This is a genomic window from Luteimonas sp. R10, assembly GCF_045689605.1.
GTDB lineage: Bacteria > Pseudomonadota > Gammaproteobacteria > Xanthomonadales > Xanthomonadaceae > Luteimonas.
Genome location: NZ_CP141262.1, coordinates 2120280 through 2139147, shown reverse-complemented (window position 1 = coordinate 2139147; position 18868 = coordinate 2120280). Strand labels below are relative to the sequence as shown.

Annotated in this window: 20 protein-coding genes; 7 read left to right on the top strand and 13 right to left on the bottom strand. The window is 70.2% G+C overall.

Features of this window, described 5'->3' with window-relative positions; all coding sequences use genetic code 11:
* Positions 1-37 precede the first annotated feature (37 nt).
* Positions 38-1789, bottom strand: coding sequence for an arylsulfatase (locus tag U3649_RS09120; protein WP_407354501.1), 1752 nt, complete (start codon positions 1787-1789; stop codon positions 38-40).
* A gap of 145 nt (positions 1790-1934) precedes the next feature.
* Here U3649_RS09120 and U3649_RS09115 point away from each other — a divergent pair, with 145 nt between their 5' ends.
* Entirely contained in the window at positions 1935-2873 is a 939-nt protein-coding gene (locus U3649_RS09115; protein WP_407354500.1) for a GNAT family N-acetyltransferase, read from the top strand.
* 142 nt (positions 2874-3015) lie between these two features.
* Here the strand turns inward: U3649_RS09115 and U3649_RS09110 are convergent, their stop codons facing one another.
* Genes U3649_RS09110 through U3649_RS09095 form a run of 4 tightly spaced genes read right to left on the bottom strand, consistent with a single transcriptional unit; the run spans position 3016 to position 5878 of the window.
* The gene (locus U3649_RS09110) at positions 3016-3930 is read right to left on the bottom strand and encodes a cyclase family protein (RefSeq protein WP_407354499.1); all 915 of its coding nucleotides are present in this window, start codon (positions 3928-3930) and stop codon (positions 3016-3018) included.
* A gap of 10 nt (positions 3931-3940) precedes the next feature.
* A complete protein-coding gene (locus U3649_RS09105) occupies positions 3941-4612 on the bottom strand; it encodes a glutathione S-transferase family protein (protein WP_407354498.1) in 672 nt (223 codons plus the stop codon).
* On the bottom strand, positions 4609-5502 hold the full coding sequence (locus U3649_RS09100) for a DMT family transporter (RefSeq protein WP_407354585.1): 894 nt from the start codon (positions 5500-5502) through the stop codon (positions 4609-4611). Before U3649_RS09100 ends, U3649_RS09105 begins: the two co-directional genes overlap by 4 nt.
* A gap of 4 nt (positions 5503-5506) precedes the next feature.
* Complete coding sequence (locus U3649_RS09095) at positions 5507-5878, bottom strand: cupin domain-containing protein (protein ID WP_407354497.1); 372 nt, start codon at positions 5876-5878, stop codon at positions 5507-5509.
* 101 nt (positions 5879-5979) lie between these two features.
* Between U3649_RS09095 and U3649_RS09090 the strand changes: the two genes are divergently transcribed.
* From U3649_RS09090 to U3649_RS09075, 4 genes are all read left to right on the top strand, one after another.
* Positions 5980-6864 (top strand): LysR substrate-binding domain-containing protein, encoded by an 885-nt coding sequence (locus tag U3649_RS09090; RefSeq protein ID WP_407354496.1) that lies wholly within the window; start codon positions 5980-5982, stop codon positions 6862-6864.
* 355 nt (positions 6865-7219) lie between these two features.
* Positions 7220-7447 carry an RNA-binding S4 domain-containing protein gene (locus U3649_RS09085; RefSeq protein WP_407354495.1) on the top strand — a complete coding sequence of 76 codons (228 nt, stop codon included), beginning with the start codon at positions 7220-7222 and terminating at the stop codon, positions 7445-7447.
* Positions 7444-7995 (top strand): LemA family protein, encoded by a 552-nt coding sequence (locus U3649_RS09080; protein WP_407354494.1) that lies wholly within the window; start codon positions 7444-7446, stop codon positions 7993-7995. The genes U3649_RS09085 and U3649_RS09080 overlap by 4 nt, the downstream gene beginning before the upstream one ends.
* Positions 7992-9752, top strand: coding sequence for a DUF2207 domain-containing protein (locus U3649_RS09075; RefSeq protein ID WP_407354493.1), 1761 nt, complete (start codon positions 7992-7994; stop codon positions 9750-9752). The genes U3649_RS09080 and U3649_RS09075 overlap by 4 nt, the downstream gene beginning before the upstream one ends.
* Positions 9753-10297: 545 nt before the next feature.
* Here the strand turns inward: U3649_RS09075 and fabF are convergent.
* The 7 genes from fabF to U3649_RS09040 form a co-directional block, all read right to left on the bottom strand.
* Positions 10298-11536 carry a beta-ketoacyl-ACP synthase II gene (fabF, locus tag U3649_RS09070; RefSeq protein WP_407354492.1) on the bottom strand — a complete coding sequence of 413 codons (1239 nt, stop codon included), beginning with the start codon at positions 11534-11536 and terminating at the stop codon, positions 10298-10300.
* A gap of 180 nt (positions 11537-11716) precedes the next feature.
* Positions 11717-11956, bottom strand: a complete 240-nt coding sequence (gene acpP / locus U3649_RS09065; RefSeq protein ID WP_149194087.1) for an acyl carrier protein — start codon at positions 11954-11956, stop codon at positions 11717-11719.
* Positions 11957-12074: 118 nt separating this feature from the next.
* Positions 12075-12818 (bottom strand): 3-oxoacyl-ACP reductase FabG, encoded by a 744-nt coding sequence (fabG, locus tag U3649_RS09060; RefSeq protein WP_407354491.1) that lies wholly within the window; start codon positions 12816-12818, stop codon positions 12075-12077.
* Between the two features lie 112 nt (positions 12819-12930).
* Complete coding sequence (fabD, locus tag U3649_RS09055) at positions 12931-13875, bottom strand: ACP S-malonyltransferase (protein ID WP_407354490.1); 945 nt, start codon at positions 13873-13875, stop codon at positions 12931-12933.
* Positions 13876-13985: 110 nt separating this feature from the next.
* On the bottom strand, positions 13986-14981 hold the full coding sequence (locus U3649_RS09050; RefSeq protein WP_407354489.1) for a beta-ketoacyl-ACP synthase III: 996 nt from the start codon (positions 14979-14981) through the stop codon (positions 13986-13988).
* Between the two features lie 130 nt (positions 14982-15111).
* Positions 15112-15306, bottom strand: coding sequence for a 50S ribosomal protein L32 (gene rpmF / locus U3649_RS09045; protein WP_407354488.1), 195 nt, complete (start codon positions 15304-15306; stop codon positions 15112-15114).
* 28 nt (positions 15307-15334) lie between these two features.
* Positions 15335-15841 (bottom strand): YceD family protein, encoded by a 507-nt coding sequence (locus tag U3649_RS09040; protein ID WP_407354487.1) that lies wholly within the window; start codon positions 15839-15841, stop codon positions 15335-15337.
* Positions 15842-15974: 133 nt separating this feature from the next.
* On the opposite strand from U3649_RS09040, the gene U3649_RS09035 reads away from it, so the two are divergent.
* Positions 15975-16337 (top strand): hypothetical protein, encoded by a 363-nt coding sequence (locus tag U3649_RS09035; RefSeq protein ID WP_407354486.1) that lies wholly within the window; start codon positions 15975-15977, stop codon positions 16335-16337.
* A gap of 8 nt (positions 16338-16345) precedes the next feature.
* Positions 16346-16912 carry a Maf family protein gene (locus tag U3649_RS09030; RefSeq protein WP_407354485.1) on the top strand — a complete coding sequence of 189 codons (567 nt, stop codon included), beginning with the start codon at positions 16346-16348 and terminating at the stop codon, positions 16910-16912.
* An 18-nt stretch (positions 16913-16930) separates the two neighbouring features.
* On the opposite strand, the gene U3649_RS09025 is transcribed toward U3649_RS09030, so the two are convergent.
* Positions 16931-18790, bottom strand: a complete 1860-nt coding sequence (locus U3649_RS09025; RefSeq protein WP_407354484.1) for a glycosyltransferase family 39 protein — start codon at positions 18788-18790, stop codon at positions 16931-16933.
* Between the last annotated feature and the right edge of the window lie 78 nt (positions 18791-18868).

The window sequence follows — 18868 nt, the reverse complement described above, 5'->3', positions numbered from 1 at the left end:
CGGCGCAGGCTGCAGGAGCCGGAGTTGCTTCGAGGAATCAGGCCCGATCGGGGTCGGCGGAGAATGATGCGCTTGCCGGACGTTCTCGGTCGACCCGGAACGGCTCGGTCGTCCTCGGCTCGACGGTCTCGTTGTCGTGGTCGTTGTAGGTCCGGAACTTCCTGTGCAACCTGGCCACGGTGTCGCGGTATTCCGGCAGGTCGATCAGGTTCTTTTCCTGGCGCAGGTCGGTCGCGAGGTCGTACAGTTCCCTCGCGCCCACCTTGTTGTCGACCACGAGCACCAGGCTGCCCTCGCGGATCGCGCCTTCATAGGCGTTGCCACCCTGGTAGAGGGCGAACTCGCGCAGGGGTTCGCTCTCCGGCTGCCTGCCCGTGAGAACCGGCAACAACGACACGCTGTCCTTCGCCTGGTCGTCCTGCACGTCCTGCCGGGTGAGCTCGTACATGGTCGCCACCCAGTCCTGGCCCATGATCAGCTGGTCGGAAACGGCGCCGGGCGGGATCACCGAGCCGGCCTCGGTGCCGTCGCCCCACTTCGCGATGAAGGGGACCCGGTGGCCGCCTTCGTAGACGGAGGCCTTGTAGTCGCGCAGCGGGCCGTTGTTGTCGTGCGCCGGATCGCCGTAGTGGGTGATGTGCGGCCACAGCGCGCCGTTGTCGCTGGTGAAGAAGACCAGGGTGTCGTCGGCGATCCCCTCTTCCTCCAGCTTCGCCACGATCTTGCCGACCTGCAGATCCAGCTCGTACAGGACGTCGGAGGTCATGGCCCCGGTCTTGCCGTACACCTGCTCGTCGACGACGCTCGGATCGCCGTCGTAGTCGAACGGCGGCGAATGCGGGACGTGGATCGCCTGCGAGGCGAAATAGACCAGGAACGGCTGGTCCTTGCCGCTCGCCTCGTTCTCTTCCAGGTGGCGGTCGATGAAGTCGACGGCGGCATTGGTCAGGCGGATGCCCGCCTGGCTCGAGTCGTAGTCGACATCGCCCCGCGCCGGCACCTTCGCGGCTTCGACGATCTCCGACAGGCCGTTGTCGCTCACCCGGTAGAACCCGTCGTTCAGCAGGCGGGTGCTGGAGTTGTCGGCGGGCTTGTCGGGATCGACCGGCGCGAACTTGCCGTTCTCGAAAAAGGCGTAGGGCTCGTGCTGGATGCCGCTGGCCAGCCCGAGCCAGTAGTCGAAGCCGTGTTCGTTCAGACCGTCGCCGAACCCGCGGCTGTAATCCATGGTGTTGAGCTTGTGCTTTTCACGGATCACGTTTCCGTCGGCGTCGTAGACGTCGCCGCCCAGGTGCATCTTGCCGAAGAACGCGGTGCGGTAGCCGGCGTTCTGCAGGATCTCGCCGACGGTGACGTGGCGGCCGGCCTCGGTGCGGTCGCCGTTGTGGCTGAAACCAGAGCTGGTATCGACGTCCCAGCTGCCGCCGGCCCGGCCGTTCCGGTAGGGATGGCTGCCGGTGAGCAGGCTGAAGCGCGAGGGTGCGCACAGGGCGGCCGGGGAATGGGCATCGGTGAAGCGCATGCCCTGCCGGGCCAGGCGGTCGAGGTTCGGGGTCGGCACCTTGCCGCCGTACGCGCCGAGGTCCCCGAAGCCGACGTCGTCGGCCAGGATGAAGACGACGTTGGGCGCCTTGCGCGCGGCCGGCGCGTCAGCGACCGGTCGGGCATGGACACCCACCAGCAAGAGGATCGACAGCAGGGCCGCCGCCCCGGCGATCGCCCCGGCGTTGCGCCGCGCGCGGCCTCTTCCGGGCCCCGGCGCCGCCCGCTGCGCTGCTTGGTTCGGCATCATCCCTCCCAGGACTGAAAACGTTTTCATACCGGCTTTTAGAGTACGCATGCGCTTCCGCGACAGTCAACACCTCAGCTTGCCCGCGCCCCTATTTGTTGACTTCGTCAACTATCCGGCGGATGCTCGGACCGAGGTGATCGCCATGTCGCTGGATCCGACCGCTGCACAGATCGCGGCCGTGCGCGGCTTCAACCGCTACTACACGCAGCGCATGGGCGTGCTGCAGGAGCGCCTGCTCGACAGTCCCCACTCGCCGACCGAAGTGCGCCTGCTGTACGAACTGGCGCACCGCCCCGGCGTGAGCGCGTTCGAACTGGCGACCGACCTCGGGCTCGACCGCGGCTATCTCAGCCGCATGCTCAAGCGCTTCGAGTCCCGCGGCCTGATCGCCAGGACGAAGTCCACCACCGACGGCCGCCGCCATCATCTGCGGCTGACGCCGGCCGGCCGGCGCACCTTCGCACTGCTCGACCGCCGCTCGGCCGGACAGGTCGCGACCCTGCTGGGCGCCTTGGACCCGGATCGGCGTGAGGGCGTGCTGGCGGCGATGCGCACCATCCACGACAGCCTGGAAGGCATCGCGTCGGCTTCGGCGGAAGTCGTCCTGCGCGGCCACCGCCCCGGCGACATCGGCTGGGTGGTGCAGCGCCACGGCGAACTGTACGGCCGCGAATACGGATGGGACGAGCGCTTCGAGACGCTGGTTGCCGACATCGCCGTGCGCTTCGTGCGGAAGCTCGATCCGCGGCGCGAGCGCTGCTGGATCGCCGAGCGCGGCGGCGAACGCCTCGGCTGCGTTTTCCTGGTCGCCGAGAATCGCGCCGAAGCCAGGCTGCGGATGCTGCTGGTGGAGCCGCACGCGCGCGGCCTCGGGCTGGGCCGGCGCCTGGTGGGCGAATGCGTGCGTTTCGCGCGTGCGGCCGGCTATCGCCGCATCGTGCTGTGGACCCAGTCCAACCTGCATGCCGCCCGCCACCTCTACGCCGAAGCCGGCTTCCGCAAGACCGCCGAGACGCCGCACGACGACTTCGGCGAAGGCCTGATCGCGGAAACCTGGACGCTCGACCTCGCCACCCCGTAGAGCGGAGCTTGCTCCGCTGCTCTCCATTTCCTGCTCCGCCGGCCCCGGCAAACGCGAGAAGGGGCCGGTCGCGTGGTTCGCAAAGGCTTGGCGGCGTGGTAAAGCCGGGCTTCGGGGAGAAGGCAGCGGAGCAAGCTCCGCTCTACGGTCGCAGGGTCGCGATCGCGCGCACGGGGAAGGTGCCGACGCCGGCGAAGCGCGGCGGCAGCGCGGTGAAGCGGAAGCCTTCGTCGGGCAGCGCCGCCAGGTTGCACAGGTGCTCGACGATGGGGATGTCCGCGCCGAGCAGGATCGTATGCACCGGGCGCGCCCTGCCCCGTGTGTCGTCGATGTTCATCGAATCGATGCCGACCAGGCGCACGCCGCAGTCGCGCAGGTACTGCGCCGCGTCCTCGGTGAGGAACGGGTGTTCGACGGCACAGGCCGGATCGGTCCAGTACCGGTCCCAGCCGGTATGCACCAGCACCGCGCGGCCGCGCAGCTCGCGGCCGCGGAAGTGGCCGGCGTCGATCGCCCGCAGCTCGCGATGGTCGGCGCGCACCACCACCGCCTCCAGACCGGCGAAGGCGTCGGCGGGCATCCGCGCCAGGTCCTTGCCGTCCGCGTAGCGGTGGAACGGACTGTCGACGTAGGTCCCGGTGTTGGCGACCATCTCGATGGAAGCGATCTGGAATTCGGTGCCGGGCGCGTAGTGCTCGCGGGAACGTTCGCGGCTGAGGAAATCGCAGACATGCGGCGCCGGCAGGCCCGGGTAGGTGACCGTGCCGTCGGCGATCACGTGGCTGAGCTCGACGATCGCGCGCGACCGCCGGCCAGCCGGCCGGTTGCGCTTGTGCGCCTCGACGATGATCCGCTTGTTCAGGATCCGCGCCGGCCCGACCATCAGCAGGCGCAGGTCGCGCACGATGTAGTCGACCAGCGCGGCATCGTCGATGTCGTCGCCGTCGATGTCCAGGCGAAAGCCCTGCCCCTGGATCCCGCCGCCGTTGGTGAACTCGATCTCGAAATCGAACTCGACGCGATGCTGTTCCGTCATGCCGTTCCTGCTCTTGCTCACCAGGCAACTGTCATTCTTTGCCGTCGTTCATGGCCACATGGCCGGGCTGTCGGCGGATGCGTTCCAGCCAGCCCGTCACCGCGGGAAAACGACCCAGGTCGAACCCGCCTTCGTGCGCGACGTGGGTGTAGGCGTACAGCGCGATGTCGGCGATCGTGTAGCGTCCGCCCACGAGGAACTCGCGCCCGGACAGGTGCGTTTCCATGACCGCGAGCGCCGCGTACCCGGGTGCGGTCTTCGCCTGCAGCGCGGCCTCGTGCGTCTGCGGCCGCCCCAGGTAGCGGACGATGTAGCGCGCGACGGCGATGTTGGGCTCGTGGCTGTACTGCTCGAAGAACAGCCACTGCAGGACCTGCGCCCGTAGCAGGCGTTCGCCGGGGAGCAGGTGCGTGCCGTCGGCCAGGTAGGCCAGGATGGCGTTGGACTCCGGCAGGGACACGCCTTCGCCGGTTTCCAGCACGGGAATCCGGCCGCAGGGATTCCTGGCGAGGAACTCCGGCGTGCGGGTCTGCCCGGCCAGGATGTCGACGTGCACCCATTCGTACGGAAGCTCGAGCAGCGCCAGCAGCAGCCTGACCTTGTAGCAGTTTCCGGAGAGCGCGTCGCCGTAGACCTTCAACGTTTCGGGCCGCCGTCGCGTCCCCGGGGCTCGCGCGGCGCGGCGGCGCTCGGCCACGCTCATCCCGCCTTCCGCTGGCTCAGGGCCACGCTGCCCAGGATCAGGGCACCGGCCACGGCCATCGACCAGGTCAGCGGTTCGCCGAGCAGCATCCAGGCCCAGGCGACGCCGAACAGCGGCACCAGGTAGGTCACCCCGACCGCGCGCGCGCTGCCGATGCGCTGGATCAGCCGATAGAACATCACGAAGGCGATCCCGGTGCAGAGCACGCCCAGCGCCGCCGCCGACAGCCACGAGGCGGCGGGAATCGCCTGCCGCGGCCATTGCGCGATCGCCAGCGGCAGGACCAGCAAGGCGGCGCAAGACAGCGTGGCCGCCGCCACCGCGGCCGGCGGCAATCCGGTCAGCTGCCGCCGCACCAGGTTCGCGCCGATGCCGTACAGGAACGCCGCCAGGGTGCCGGCGGCGACCGCCCAGCCGATGCTGGCGCCGGCGGTCTTGCCGGCCGCCAGCACCAGCACGCCGGCGAAACCCGCCACCAGCGCGACCGCGCTGCGGGTGCCGATGCGCTCGCCGAAGAACAGGAACCCGACCAACACGGTGAACAGCACCGCCATGCTGTTGGTGATCGCACCGATGCCCGCGGGCGCGTGCCGTGCCGCCCAGGCGAACAGCACGAACGGCAGCGCGGAATTGATCGCGCCGATCAACGCCAGCTTCGGCCACATCGCCCGCGGAAACGATCCGCGCGCGCGCCACAGGAACGGCAGCAGCACCAGTGCGCCGAGGCCGAGCCGCATCTCCACCAGCGGCACCGCGCCGAAGTCCGGCGCCGCGACCCGCATGAACAGGAACGAGGCGCCCCAGATCGCACCCAGCAGCGACAGTTCCAGCGGCGTGAGCCAGTCGCTGGCGATCCGCGTGCGCGGACCCGCCGCGGCGCCGGCGTCCAGGGCGTTACAGGAGTCGTGCGGCATGCGAGATGTCCTCGGGGCGGAACGGTTGCGGATCGATCACCAGCAGGGTGCCATGGCTGCCGGCGGCGACCCCGTGCACGGTACCCGCAGGGACCAGGTACAGTTCGCCGGCGTCCACGGTCACCGCCCTGCCCTCGACCTCGAGCAGCATGCGTCCGTCGACCACCAGCAGGGCCTCGTCATGCTCGTGGACTTCATCGGCATGGGCCTGCGCGTCCATCCGCAGCACCTTCAGCCGTGCCCCGGCGATGGCGGCGAACGCAGTGGATTTCCAGGGCCGCGGCAGATCGGCCGCGATGTCGGACAGAACGAACGGGGTTGTGGCCGTTTCCGGCGTCGGCTGGATCATCATTGCAGCGGCTCCGGCAGTCGTCTGGCTTGCATTGTCGGCTTTGCCAAATCAGGTGCAAGCGCGTACTTTCAGCGCTAGGCACAAACCAGGCTTGTGGCTCGATGAAGACCAGGACGGACTGGCTGCCGGCCCTGGCGGCGTTCGAATCGGCGGCCCGGCACCAGAACTTCGCCCACGCCGCCGAAGAGCTGCACCTGACCGCCAGCGCGGTCAGCCATCACGTCCGCAAGCTGGAGGCACGGATGGGCATGGCGCTGTTCCAGCGCCATGCGCGCGGGGTGTCGCTGACTGCCGAGGGCCGCCAGCTGGCCGACGCCGCCGGCAGCGCGATCACCGACATCGACAGCGTGGTGCACGACCTGCGCAGCCGCCGCGACGATCGCCAGCTGGTCCGCCTGACCACGCTGCACTCGCTCACCAGCAGCTGGATCACGCCGCGACTGCCCGCCTTCGCCGCGGCGCATCCCGGCATCCGCCTGCACATCGACACCGAGATCGCGCTGACCCGGTTCGACGACGGCGGGCCGGACCTCGGCATCCGCCACGGTCCCGGCCACTGGCCGGGGCTGGTGGCACGGCGCTTGATGGGCGAGACCATGTTCCCGGTCGCCGCCCCCACCCTGCCCGGCGTCGACCGGATCCGCTCCGCCAACGACATCGTCGACCTGCCGCTGATCGCCGACAACACGCGCCAGGGCTGGCACGACTGGTTCCGGCACGCGGACTGCCATGGCGCCCGCGTCGACGCGCGCTACGTCTTCAGCGACAGCACCGACGTGCTGGAAGCCGCCGCGCAGGGGCTCGGCGTCGGCCTGGCGCGCCAGCGCATCGTCGCGCCATGGCTGAAATCCGGACGCCTGCGGCAGCTGCCGGGGCCGGAGCTCATGGGCCGCTTCGGCTACTACATCGTCCACCCCGCCCATCGCCGCCTGCGGCCGGCCGCGCAGATCTTCATCGACTGGCTGCTGGCGCAACCGCTCGACTGATCGCGGGCATTGCCGCTGGGATGCAGGACATTCGCTTTCCATGCCCATCGCCCTTGTAGGAGGGGCTCAGCCTGAGGTTCCCCAACATTTCCGAGTGCTTGCCTTCCCCCTTTGAAAAAGGGGGATCGAGGGGGATTTGCTTCGGCCGTGGCTCTGTTGGGCGCCCTAACAAATCCCCCAACCCCCCTTTTTCAAAGGGGGAGGCAGCCGCGCGGGCCAACAACAGATGCTTTCTGCCGTTGTTTCCCTTCGCAACGCGCGGCGGCGCGTTCATCGTGGCCACCGCCGATGCGTTTGCCTGGCGCAGCGCGGACTGCGCTAGTCTCGTGTCCACCCACTCCTGCACGGGTCCGCCATGCCCCGCATCGACTTCCAGCTCGACCGCAGCCACGTCGAGCTCAACCAGCTGCTGAAGCTGAGCGGCCTGTGCGACAGCGGCGGCGCCGGCAAGGCGCTGGTCGCGGCCGGCGAGGTCCGCGTCGACGGCGTGGTCGAGACGCGCAAGACCTGCAAGATCCGCGCCGGCCAGGTGGTCGCGGTCGGCGATGCGGCAATCCACGTCCTGCCGGAGGAGGCGCCATGACCGCGGTGTGGGCGGCACTGGGGCTGGCGCTGCTGGCCTGGGCGGTGTTCGCGTACAACCGGCTGGTGCGGCTGCGCAACCAGGTGCGCACCGCCTGGGCCGACATCGACGTGCAGCTGGTCCGCCGCCACGACCTGGTGCCGCAACTGGTGTCGGCGGTGGGCGCCTACGCCGGCCACGAGGCGGCATTGCTCGAGGCGGTGACCGAGTTGCGCGCACAGGCCCTGACCCAGGCCGCACCGGCGAAACTCGGCGAGCTGGAGTCCGCGCTGGAACTGGGCATCGGCCGCCTGTTCGCGCTGAAGGAGGCCTATCCCGACCTCAAGGCCAGCCAGAACTTCGCGCAGCTGCAGCGCGACCTGGTCGAGGTGGAGGAACACCTGCAGTACGCGCGGCGCTTCTACAACGGCGCGGTCCGCGACTACAACGACGCCACCCAGCGCGTGCCCGATACCGTGGTCGCGCGCGGATTCGGGTTCGCGCCGGCCGAGTTCTTCCAGACCGGCGCGGACGAGCGCGCGGCACCGGCGGTGGAGCTGTCGCGATGAGCAGGTGGCCGGCGCTGTTGGCGGCGATCGCGGTGCTCGCCTGCGCACCGCTGGCGGCGCAGGACACCGCAGCGGCCGGGCCCGCCGGCGAACGCATTCTCGGCTACGACAGCGAGGTCGAGATCCACGAAGACGGCGGCATGGAGATCACCGAACGCATCCGGGTACGCGCCGAAGGCGACCGCATCCGCCGCGGCATCTACCGCGACTTCCCCACCCGCTACCGCGACCGCGCCGGCAACCGCGTGGTGGTGGACTTCGAGGTGCTCGACGTGCTGCGCGACGGCAAGCCGGAGCCCTGGTTCACCGAGCGCCGCCCCAACGGCGTGCGCGTCAACACCGGCAACGACGATTTCCTGTCGGTACCGGCCGTCCATACCTACACCCTGCGCTACCGCACCTCGCGCCAGCTGGGTTTCTTCGACGACCACGACGAGCTGTACTGGAACGCGATCGGCCACGGCTGGGCGTTCGCGATCGATGCCGGCAGCGTCGAGGTGCGCCTGCCGCGGCCGGTCGCGCAAGCGGAGATGGCCGCGACCGGATACACCGGACCGCACGGCGCGCGCGGCGGCGACGTCCACGCCACGCTGCCGGCGCCGGGCGTGGCGCGCTGGACCCTCACCGGGCCGCTGGCGCCGGGCGAGGGCCTGACGATCGTGCTGGAATTCCCCAGGGGCATCGTCGCCGAGCCGTCGGGAACGCAACAGCTGCTGTGGTTGCTCGACGACAACCGCGGCCTGCTGCTGGGCCTGGCCGGCCTGCTGGCGCTGCTGGGCTATTGCGCGGTGCGCTGGCGCCGGGTCGGGCGCGACCCCGCCGCGGGCACGGTCGTCGTCCGCTACGAGCCGCCCGCCGGCTACTCCCCGGCGGGGCTGCGCTACATGAAGCGCATGGCCCACGACAGCCGCGCGTTCACCGCCGACCTGCTGGCCTGGGCGGTGGACGGCGCGGTGGTGATCCATCGCGACAAGGGCCTGCTGAGCGACCGCTGGCGCGTCGAGCGCACCGCCGATCCCGGACAGGCGCCGCCCGAGCGCGTCGCCCTGCTGCAGAAGCTGCTGCCGCGGATCGGCACGTCGCTGGAGATGCGGAACAGCAACGCGGGCACCTTCCAGGCGGCGATGCACGCGCACGCAAAACTGCTGAAGAAGCGTTTCCAGCCGGCGTTGTTCGAACGCAACGCCGGCAGCATCGCCATCGCGGCGTTGATCATGGTGGTGTCGCTGGCAGCGGCTTTCGCGCTCGGCATCGGCACCGGATCGGGCGTGCTGCTGTTGATCCCGGTGGCGGCCGCCATGCTGGTGACGGTGGTCGTGTTCGCGATCGTCATCGCGGCGCCGACCGTGGACGGGCGGCGCCTGCTGGACGAAATCGAGGGCTTCCGCCGCTATCTGCAGGTTGCCGAAAAGCAGGACCTGCGGCAGCTGCAAGCACCGGGAACGGCGGAACCGGAACTCGACGCCGCCCGCTTCGAGCGCCTGCTGCCGTACGCGGTGGCGCTCGACGTGGAGGACGCCTGGACGAAGAAGTTCACCCTGGCCGTCGGCGCCGCGGCCGCGGCCGCGACCACCGCGTCGATCGCCTGGTACCGCGGCGGCGGCGTCAGCGATCTCGGCAGCCTGACCAAGGCGGTCGGCAGCAGCCTGAGTTCGCAGATCGCCTCCTCGTCGACACCGCCCGGCAGCTCCTCCGGCGGCGGGGGCGGCGGCTTCTCGGGCGGCGGCGGCGGTGGTGGCGGAGGCGGCGGACGCTGACCGCGCATCCGGCCGGCTGCGCGGTACTGCGGATCGCGCCATGCGCACAAAGCCCGCAACTATGTCGAGGCGTTTCTCGCCTACCACTGGACTTGCCCCCTCATCTGCGCCGCATCGCCAACCGGGCTGCGCGGAGTCGCGACTTCCGTCGCTCCCACAGGCGGGGTTGATCCCGCCGGCACATCATCGCTCCGCTGCACTTGTGGGAGCGACGGAAGTCGCGACGGATGCCGCCGCCGCGACGATACCGCGCGCCGCAGCGCCGGGAATGGCGAATGGGTATCCAGGCACTCGATGCGTCGACGTGTACGGGGACGGTCATGTCCGGCCGAGCCTGGCAGGCACAGCGAGAAGGGCATCGTTGCGCGACCCGCCGCCGTAGGCGCGCGCGATGCCGCGGGCACTGCACCGCCCACCGGACTCCGGCCACCGGCGCGGCGTCCGGCTCGCAACGGAGCCGCCAATGGCCGGGACTGGAAGCATCACCGGCATCGCGCACATGGCGCGCTGCTACGAAGAAGGGCCGCGCAAAGCGGCCTGCCGGCTCAGACGCGGCTGAAGATCAGGGTGCCGTTGGTCCCGCCGAAGCCGAACGAGTTCGACATCGCCACCTCGATCTTCGCCTCGCGCGCGGTATGCGGGACGTAGTCGAGGTCGCAGCCTTCCGACGGGTTGTCGAGGTTGATGGTCGGCGGCAGTACGCCGGTGTGCAGCGCCATGATCGAGAACACCGCCTCCACGCCGCCGGCGGCGCCGAGCAGGTGCCCGGTCATCGACTTGGTGGAGCTGACGGCAGTCTTGTAGGCGTGCTCGCCGAGCGCGGTCTTGACCGCCATGGTCTCGGCCAGGTCCCCGGCCGGGGTCGAGGTGCCGTGCGCGTTGATGTAGCCGATGCGCTCGACGTCGATGCCGGCATCATTGATCGCGTGGCGCATGCAGCGCGCGGCGCCATCGCCGTTCTCGCTCGGCGCGGTCATGTGGTAGGCGTCGCCGCTCATGCCGAAACCGGTCAGTTCGGCATAGATGCGTGCGCCGCGCGCCTTCGCGCGCTCGTACTCCTCCAGCACCAGGATGCCGGCGCCGTCGCCCATCACGAAGCCGTCGCGGCCGGCGTCCCACGGGCGCGAGGCCTTCTCCGGCTCGTCGTTGCGGGTCGAGAGCGCCTTCATCGCGCAGAACCCGCCGAGCGAGGTCGGCGTGGTCGCGTATTCCGCGCCGCCGGCGATCATCGCGTCGGCGTCGCCGTACTGGATCATGCGCATCGCCAGGCCGATGTTGTGGGTGGCCGTGGTGCAGGCGGTGACCGCGGCGATGTTCGGGCCCTTGGCGCCGGTCATGATCGAGACCTGTCCCGCGATCATGTTGATGATGGTGCTGGGCACGTAGAACGGCGAGACCTTGCGCGGGCCGCCGTCGTGGTACTTGATGGTGGTCTCCTCGATGCCCTTCAGGCCGCCGATGCCGGCGCCGATCGCCACGCCGATGCGGTCGGCCTCGGACTCGGGGATCTCCAGGCCGGCATCGCGGATCGCCATCAGCGACGCGGCGACGCCGTAGTGCACGAAGGGATCCATCTTCTTGACGTCCTTCGGCGCGATCCACGCGGTGGGATCGAAATCCTTCACCTCGCCGGCGATCCGCGTCGCGAACGCGGACGCGTCGAAATGGGTGATCGGCCCGATGCCGGAACGGCCGTTGACGATCCCGTCCCAACTCGACGCCAGATCGTTGCCGAGCGGCGACAGGATGCCCAGACCGGTGATGACCACGCGTCTCTTGGACATTGAACTACTCCTCATTCGGTTCGTTGCGCATGCCATCGCGTGGGCGATGCCGCGCCGGAAACGCACGAGGCCGCGTCCGCGGCCCCGTGTCTGTCACCGCCGCGCGCGCCGGAAACCGGAGCGGTCGCGGCCTGGACGGCGGCGCGGCCCTGGGGCCGGCGCCATCGTCGCAGAACGCCGTTACGATTTGACGTGGGCCTTGATGTAGTCGATGGCCTGCTGCACCGAGGTGATCTTCTCGGCTTCCTCGTCCGGGATCTCGCACTCGAATTCTTCCTCGAGCGCCATCACCAGCTCCACGGTATCCAGCGAATCGGCGCCCAGGTCGTCGACGAAGGAAGCGCTCGGGCTGACCTCCTCTTCCTTGACGCCCAGTTGCTCGATCACGATTTTCTTGACGCGCTCTTCGATGCTGCTCATATAGGTTTCGCTCCGGGGAAGGCCCTGACGGCCGCCTAGTTTAAGGGAAAGCCGGGCAATCGGCGATGCACGCCGAAGCCCGTTTCGGTTCAAGGGCTTGCGGGCCCTCGGAAGACGATCACGGCATGTACATGCCGCCATTCACGTGCAGGGTCTCGCCGGTGATGTACGCGGCGGCGGGGCCTGCGAGAAAGGCGACCGCGCGGGCGATGTCGGCGGGCTCGCCGAGCCGCCCGAGCGCGATCTGGTCGACCAGCGCCTGCTTCGAGGTCTCCGGCAGGTCGCGGGTCATGTCGGTGGCGATGAAGCCGGGCGCGACCACGTTGACGGTCACCCCGCGCGAGCCGATCTCCTTGGCCAGCGACTTGCTGAAGCCGATGATCCCGGCCTTGGCCGCGGCGTAGTTGGCCTGGCCGGCGTTGCCGGTGACGCCGATCACCGAGGCGATGTTGACGATGCGGCCCTTGCGCGCCTTCATCATCCCGCGCATCGCCGCCTTGCAGGTGCGGTAGACGCTGCTGAGGTTGGTGTCGAGGATCGCCTGCCAGTCCTCGTCCTTCATCCGCATCAGCAGATTGTCGCGGGTGATGCCGGCGTTGTTGACCAGGATGCCGAGCGCACCGAATTCCTTGCCGATCGCATCGATCAGCGTTTCGATCGCGGCGCCGTCGACCACGTCGAGCACGCGCCCGTGCCCGCCCGCGGCGGCCAACCGTTCGCCGATCGCGCGCGCGCCCGCCTCGGTGGTGGCGGTGCCGACCACGGTCGCGCCCTGCGCGGCCAGTTCGTCGGCGATCGCGGCGCCGATGCCGCGGCTGGCGCCGGTGACGAGGGCGATCTCGCCTTGCAATGGTTGTGTCATGTGTCTGCTCCGAACAGCGATTCTTTGCCGCGGATTTTCGCGGATGAACGCGGATGAAGCCTTCCAGGCCAAAGGCCTCATCCGCGTTTGTCCGCGTCGATCCGTGGCTAGATCATGCTTTCCAGTCCACCAGCGCGGCGTCGAAATCGCCGGGGGTGCCGAGCGCGCGCGCGTCGAGGGTCTTGTCGATGCGCTTGGCCAGCCCGGTCAGCACTTTGCCGGGTCCGCACTCGCCGATCCGCGCCACGCCGCGCGCGGCCAGGGCCTGCACGCAGCCTGTCCACTGCACCGGCAGGTAGAGCTGGCGCACCAGCGCGTCGCGGATCGACTGCACGCCCTCGTGGACCTCGGCGTCGACGTTCTGCACCACCGGCAGTTCCGGTTCGCGCCACGCCAGCGCGGCCATCGTTTCCGACAGGCGGTTGGCGGCGTCGCGCATCAGCGGCGTGTGCGAAGGCACGCTGACCGCGAGCTTGACCGCCTTGCGTACGCCCTTCTCCGCCAGCAGCCCGAGCGCGCGTTCGACCGCCACCGCATGCCCGCCGATGACGATCTGGCCCGGCGAGTTGAAGTTCGCCGGCACCACGATCTCCTCGCCGGACGCCTGCGTGCAGACCTCGGCGACCAATGCGTCCTCGGCGCCGAGCACCGCGGCCATGCCGCCGATGCCGGCCGGCGCCGCCGCCTGCATCAGCTGCCCGCGCACACGCACCAGGCGCGCGGCGTCGCCGAGCGACAGCGCGTTGGCCGCCACCAGGGCCGCGTACTCGCCGAGGCTGTGGCCGGCCAGCACCGAAGGCGCGGCCCCGCCGTGGGCGCGCCACAGCCGCCACACGGCGACACCCGCCGCGAGCAACGCGGGCTGGGTGAACTCGGTGGTGTTGAGACGGTCCTCGGACCCCGGCTGCGACAGCGCCCACAGGTCGACGCCGGCGCCCTCGGAGGCCTCGGCGAAGTCCTCGCGGACGGAGGCATGCCGTTCGGCGAGATCGGCGAGCATTCCCGGCGACTGCGAACCCTGGCCGGGAAACACGAAGGAGAGCTGCGGATCTGTCACGCGCACGTCCGGCGGAAGAAAAAACGAGCGCAGATGATACGTGCCCGGCCGCCGGGCTGTCTGTACGAAGGCGTATGTCGCGCCGCCGCCCCGGCCGTCGCGGGCGGACCTCAGTAGCGCAGCAGCGCCGAGCCCCAGGTGAACCCGCCGCCGAAGGCTTCCAGCAGCAGCAGCTGCCCGCGCTGCACCTGGCCGGAACGGATGGCGTGGTCGAGTGCCAGCGGCACCGAACCGGACGAGGTGTTGCCGTGCTTGTCGACGGTCACGATCACCCGCTCCATCGGCATGTCCAGCCGCTTGGCGGTGGCTTCGATGATGCGCAGGTTGGCCTGGTGCGGGATCAGCCAGTCGATGTCGTGGCGATCGAGCCCGTTGGCCTGCAGCGTCTCCTCGACCACCGAATCGAGCGCCTTGACCGCGTACTTGAACACGTCGCTGCCGGCCATCTGGATGCGCACGCCGGCGTTCTTCTCGTTTTCCTTGAAGCCGACCGAAACCCCGACCGGGTTCCACAGCAGCTCCTTCTTGCCGCCGTCGGCGTGCAGGTGGGTGCTGAGGATGCCGGTCTCGGCGTCGGCCTTGAGCACCACCGCGCCGGCGCCGTCGCCGAACAGCACGCAGGTGGTGCGCTCGCTCCAGTCGACCATGCGGGTGAGGGTTTCGGAGCCGACCACCAGCACCGTCCTGGCGTCGCCCGAGCGGATGAACTTGTCGGCGACCGAGATCGCGTAGAGGAATCCGGAGCAGGCGGCGTTGACGTCGAACGCGCCGCAGCCGTTGGCGCCGAGCCGGTGCTGCAGCAGGCAGGCGGTGGACGGGAACACCAGGTCGGGGGTGGTGGTGCCGAGCACGATCAGGTCGAGCTCGTCCGGCTCGACCCCGGCCGACTGCAGCGCCCGCACCGCGGCGTGATAGGCCAGGTCGCCGGTGGTCTCGCCCTCGGCCGCGACGTGGCGCTGGCGGATGCCGGTACGCGCGGCGATCCACTCGTCGCTGGTATCGACGATCTTCGACAGGTCGTCGTTGGTCAGCACCTTGGCCGGCAGGTAGCTGCCGGTGCCGGCAATACGCGAGTACACGCGCGGGATCGAGCCCGATTCGCTCATCTCTGGGACTGTCCTCGGCCGGAACGCCCGGCGGCATTCGTGCGGACGGCGTCGCGGCGGCCGGTTGACGACGGCACGGGTGCCACGACGCGTCCGGAACCGCCGTCGGCGACGGCGGCGCGCAACACCATCAGTCTTCGTCGACGATCTTCGACTTGACCTGGATCACCTGCTTGCCGCGGTAATAGCCGTCGGCGGTGATGTGGTGGCGCACGTGGGTCTCGCCCGTGGTCGGATCGGTGGACAGCTGCTTGGCGGTCAGCTTGTCGTGTCCGCGACGCATGCCACGGCGGGAAGGAGAGACGCGGGATTTCTGCACAGCCATGGGATCGCTCCAGCAACTAATTCGGTTATCAGTGTTTCTTCAATGCCGCCAACGCCGAGAACGGGTTGGCGCGTTCTTCCTCGTCCGCCGGCACCGGCCAGTCGCGCTCGACCGATTCCGAGTCCGGCGCCACCGGCACCAGCGGGACGGCCAGGATCAGCTCGTCCTCGACCAGTTCCGCCGGCCGCAGCTCGCCGTCCGCGGCCAGCAGCAGCGCCTCGTAGCCGGGCGGCAACGCGGCCTCGTCGGCTTCGTCGCGGATCAGGCCGAGACGCTGCTCGATGCGCACCGGATGCAGGAACCGCTGCAGCGTCCGCTGGCACAGCAGCGGCAGCGCGGCTTCGATCCGCAGCTCCGCATACGGCACCTGCAACGCGTCGCGGCCGAATCCGAGCGAGAACTCCGCCTCACCCTCGCCGTCCAGCAGCACGTCCCGCAGGCGCGACATGCCGGACAGCGGCAGACGCCCCTCGAACACCCGACCCGCGGCGACCATGCGCCAAGCGTCGACGACTTCGGGCACTTGCGCGGACATAAGAGGCGGAATGTTAGGCCCACGCCGGACCCCTGTCAAACCCGCGCCCCGGCCGCAAACCCTTGTCCTCGGGGGAGTTTGCCCCCGCCCGGGCGCGACGGCAGACTGGCGTTTCGTCCCCGGGGTCACGCGCGTGCTGCCAGTTCTCGCCCTCCTGCTCACGGTCGCCGCACTGGCGGCTGCCTGGCTGCTGTCGTCCAGGCGGCGCGGCGGCCGCCGGCAGCAGGCCTTCGCCCGGGTGCTGGACGCCGCCGACGCCCTGGAGGAGCGCCTGCGCACCGCGCGCGCCGAGATCGAGGCGGTCGCAGGCGACGAAGAGAACCCGGTGCGCGAGGCGCTGCAGGAAATGCTGCGGCAACGGCTGTGGCTGCAGCAGTACGGCGCCGACGCCACGGTGGACCAGCTCGACGCGGTGCGCGAATCGATCGACGCCGCGCGCCGGCGCATCGACCAGCAGCTGCTGCAGATCGAGCGCGCCCGCGCGCCGCTGCACTAGGGCCGCCCGTGCGCCTGGTCCTGGCTTCCACCTCGCCCTACCGCCGCGACCTGCTGCAGCGCCTGCGGTTGCCGTTCGAAGTCGCGCGGCCGGACGTGGACGAAAGTCCGCGAGCGGCCGAGTCGCCGGCCGCGCTGGCGCAGCGGCTGGCGCGCGCCAAGGCCGCGGCGGTGTCCGCGGGCGACGCCTGGACCATAGGCTCGGACCAGGTGGCCGAACTGGACGGCCGCGCGCTCGGCAAGCCGGGCGGCCGCGATGCCGCCCGCGCCCAGCTCGCGGCGATGTCGGGAACCGAGGTGCGGTTCCTCACCGCGCTGGCACTGCGCCACGGCGACGGCCGCTGCCTCGAGGCGATGGATGTGACGGTAGTTCGCTTCCGCACCCTGACCGGCGACGAGATCGCGCGCTACGTCGACGCCGAGCAGCCGTTCGACTGCGCCGGCAGCTTCAAGGCCGAGGGACTCGGGATCGCCCTGTTCCAGGCGATCGCCAGCGAGGATCCGACCGCGCTGGTCGGACTGCCGTTGATCGCCACCGCGCGCCTGCTGCGCGAAGCCGGATTCACCGTGCCCTGAAAGCGCGGAGAAGACGCTTCATCGAATCGTCACCGGCTGCTCGCGCCACTGCTCCACGCTGCCGTCGCGGCCGTGCAGGCGCAGGCCCAGCCAGTAACGGCCCGGGCGCACCGGCGCGGCGGCGTCGACCGTCGCGCGGAAGCCGACGTTCGGATGCTCCGGATCGTTGGAGATCTCCCAGTAGCCGGCAACGCCCGGCGCCGGCAACCCGTACTCGGCTTCCGCCACGACGGCGCCGTCGAGCGTCACCTCCACCCGGTCCAGGCCGGTGCCGTCCTTGAATGCCCAGCCCTGGACCTCGAAAGGCCGCTGCACCGCGGCACCGGCGGCCGGGGCGTCGATCCAGGCCAGCGCCGGCGTCGAACAGGGGCGCTCGCCCCCGCCACCGGCCCCGTCGAGCGCGAACAGCAGGAAGCGCTGGGCGCCGTGGTCGATATTGAGCACGCGTGGTGGCGGCAACGGCCCGGCCCGCTCGCAGAGGGCGTGATAGCGCCGCAACAGCTGCCGGTACGGCACGTCGCTGGCGCCGACCACCAGCAGCACCGGGGCATCGCCCCAATCGGCGCGGCCGCGCGTCTGCAGTCCCCACAACCGCAGCTGCGGCGCGCGGCCGTGCGCGCGATTGAGCGGATGGTCGAGCACCGCGATGCGCGGATCGCCCAGCGCGAAACCGAGTTCCGCGCCGATCTTGAAGTTGTCGGCGACGATCCGGGTATCCGCCGGCATCTCGGCACGCATCTCCTCCACCGCATCGGCCAAGACGCCCCAACCGGCGAAGTTCGACGGATACCACTTCAACGCCGCGCTCTGCGCGCGCAGCGACGGAATCGACACCGCGAGGTAGTAGCCGAAGATCGCCGCCAGCCCGGCCGCGGCCAGCGCCCAGGTCGCGCGCCGCAGCCAGCGCGGCCAGGCGTCGAGCAGCGCCGGCAGCAGCGGCAGCAGCGCCAGGTATCCGGGCAGCGGCCAGTGGAAGCTGACACGCTCGGTGTCGGCGAAGAATCCGAGCGCGAAGAAGCCGAGCACCACCAGTCCGCCGAGCAGCGCGAACAGACGCGCGGACGGGTGCCCGTCACGCCGCGAACGCCATGCCGCCCACGCCAGTGCGACGAACAGCAGCGGCGTGACCAGCGCCAGCTGGGTCGGCAGGAACAGCAGGCCCTCGGGATGGAAGGACCAGGGGTGGCGGTCGACAAGCTGGAAGCGCAGGCCCGCCTCGGCATTGTCGAGATTCCAGGCCAGCAGCGGCGCCCAGGCCGCGGCACCGAACGCGATCGCGATCCATACCCGCGGGTCGCGCAGCGCACGCCGGCCCTCCGGCAGCCACAGCAACGCGACGATGCCGACGCCGATGACCGCGATGAAGCGGTAATGGCTGAGCGCGCCGACCGCCAGGCCCAGCGCCAGCAGCAGCGTCGCATCGTATTCGACCTTGCGCAGCAGCCGTGCGCCGGCGTCGATGCACAGCAGCGTCGCCAGCGCCATCGGCACGTCCGGCAGCGCCAGCAGGCCGAGCGTGCCGGCCAGCGGCAGCAGCACCGTGGCGCAGCCGGCGAGCCAGGCGCGACGCTCGCCGAACTCGCGCGCGACCAGGCGCACCATCAGCCACGGCAACGCCGCGGCGATCATCAGGAACGGCAGGCGCACGCCGAACTCGGAATTGCCCGCCAGTTCGACCCCCAGGCGGATCAGCCAGGCGGTGAGCCCGGGCAGATCCGAGTAGGCCCAGCCCGGGTGCTGCCCTTCCTGCCAGTAGAACGCCTCGTCCACGAACAGCGGCAGTTGCGTGGCGAGCACCAGCTTGAGCAATAGCACCGCGGCCCACGACGCCACGAACGCGCGCCGCGCCTGTTCGGTGCGCACATCGCCTTCACGCATGTCGATGGCATCCGGCATCCGCATTCGCATCCGACCCCGTTACACTCGCTGCACCCGTGATGGACCTGTTCGGCGTTC

Excerpts from the sequence above, each read along its gene's own strand:
- U3649_RS09120 (WP_407354501.1), bottom strand. The coding sequence starts at position 1,789 with ATGCCGAACCAAGCAGCGCAGCGGGCGGCGCCGGGGCCCGGAAGAGGC.
- U3649_RS09115 (WP_407354500.1), top strand. The coding sequence starts at position 1,935 with ATGTCGCTGGATCCGACCGCTGCACAGATCGCGGCCGTGCGCGGCTTC.
- U3649_RS09105 (WP_407354498.1), bottom strand. The coding sequence starts at position 4,612 with ATGAGCGTGGCCGAGCGCCGCCGCGCCGCGCGAGCCCCGGGGACGCGA.
- U3649_RS09095 (WP_407354497.1), bottom strand. The coding sequence starts at position 5,878 with ATGATGATCCAGCCGACGCCGGAAACGGCCACAACCCCGTTCGTTCTG.
- U3649_RS09090 (WP_407354496.1), top strand. The coding sequence starts at position 5,980 with ATGAAGACCAGGACGGACTGGCTGCCGGCCCTGGCGGCGTTCGAATCG.
- U3649_RS09085 (WP_407354495.1), top strand. The coding sequence starts at position 7,220 with ATGCCCCGCATCGACTTCCAGCTCGACCGCAGCCACGTCGAGCTCAAC.
- U3649_RS09080 (WP_407354494.1), top strand. The coding sequence starts at position 7,444 with ATGACCGCGGTGTGGGCGGCACTGGGGCTGGCGCTGCTGGCCTGGGCG.
- U3649_RS09075 (WP_407354493.1), top strand. The coding sequence starts at position 7,992 with ATGAGCAGGTGGCCGGCGCTGTTGGCGGCGATCGCGGTGCTCGCCTGC.
- fabF (WP_407354492.1), bottom strand. The coding sequence starts at position 11,536 with ATGTCCAAGAGACGCGTGGTCATCACCGGTCTGGGCATCCTGTCGCCG.
- acpP (WP_149194087.1), bottom strand. The coding sequence starts at position 11,956 with ATGAGCAGCATCGAAGAGCGCGTCAAGAAAATCGTGATCGAGCAACTG.
- fabG (WP_407354491.1), bottom strand. The coding sequence starts at position 12,818 with ATGACACAACCATTGCAAGGCGAGATCGCCCTCGTCACCGGCGCCAGC.
- U3649_RS09050 (WP_407354489.1), bottom strand. The coding sequence starts at position 14,981 with ATGAGCGAATCGGGCTCGATCCCGCGCGTGTACTCGCGTATTGCCGGC.
- rpmF (WP_407354488.1), bottom strand. The coding sequence starts at position 15,306 with ATGGCTGTGCAGAAATCCCGCGTCTCTCCTTCCCGCCGTGGCATGCGT.
- U3649_RS09040 (WP_407354487.1), bottom strand. The coding sequence starts at position 15,841 with ATGTCCGCGCAAGTGCCCGAAGTCGTCGACGCTTGGCGCATGGTCGCC.
- U3649_RS09025 (WP_407354484.1), bottom strand. The coding sequence starts at position 18,790 with ATGCGTGAAGGCGATGTGCGCACCGAACAGGCGCGGCGCGCGTTCGTG.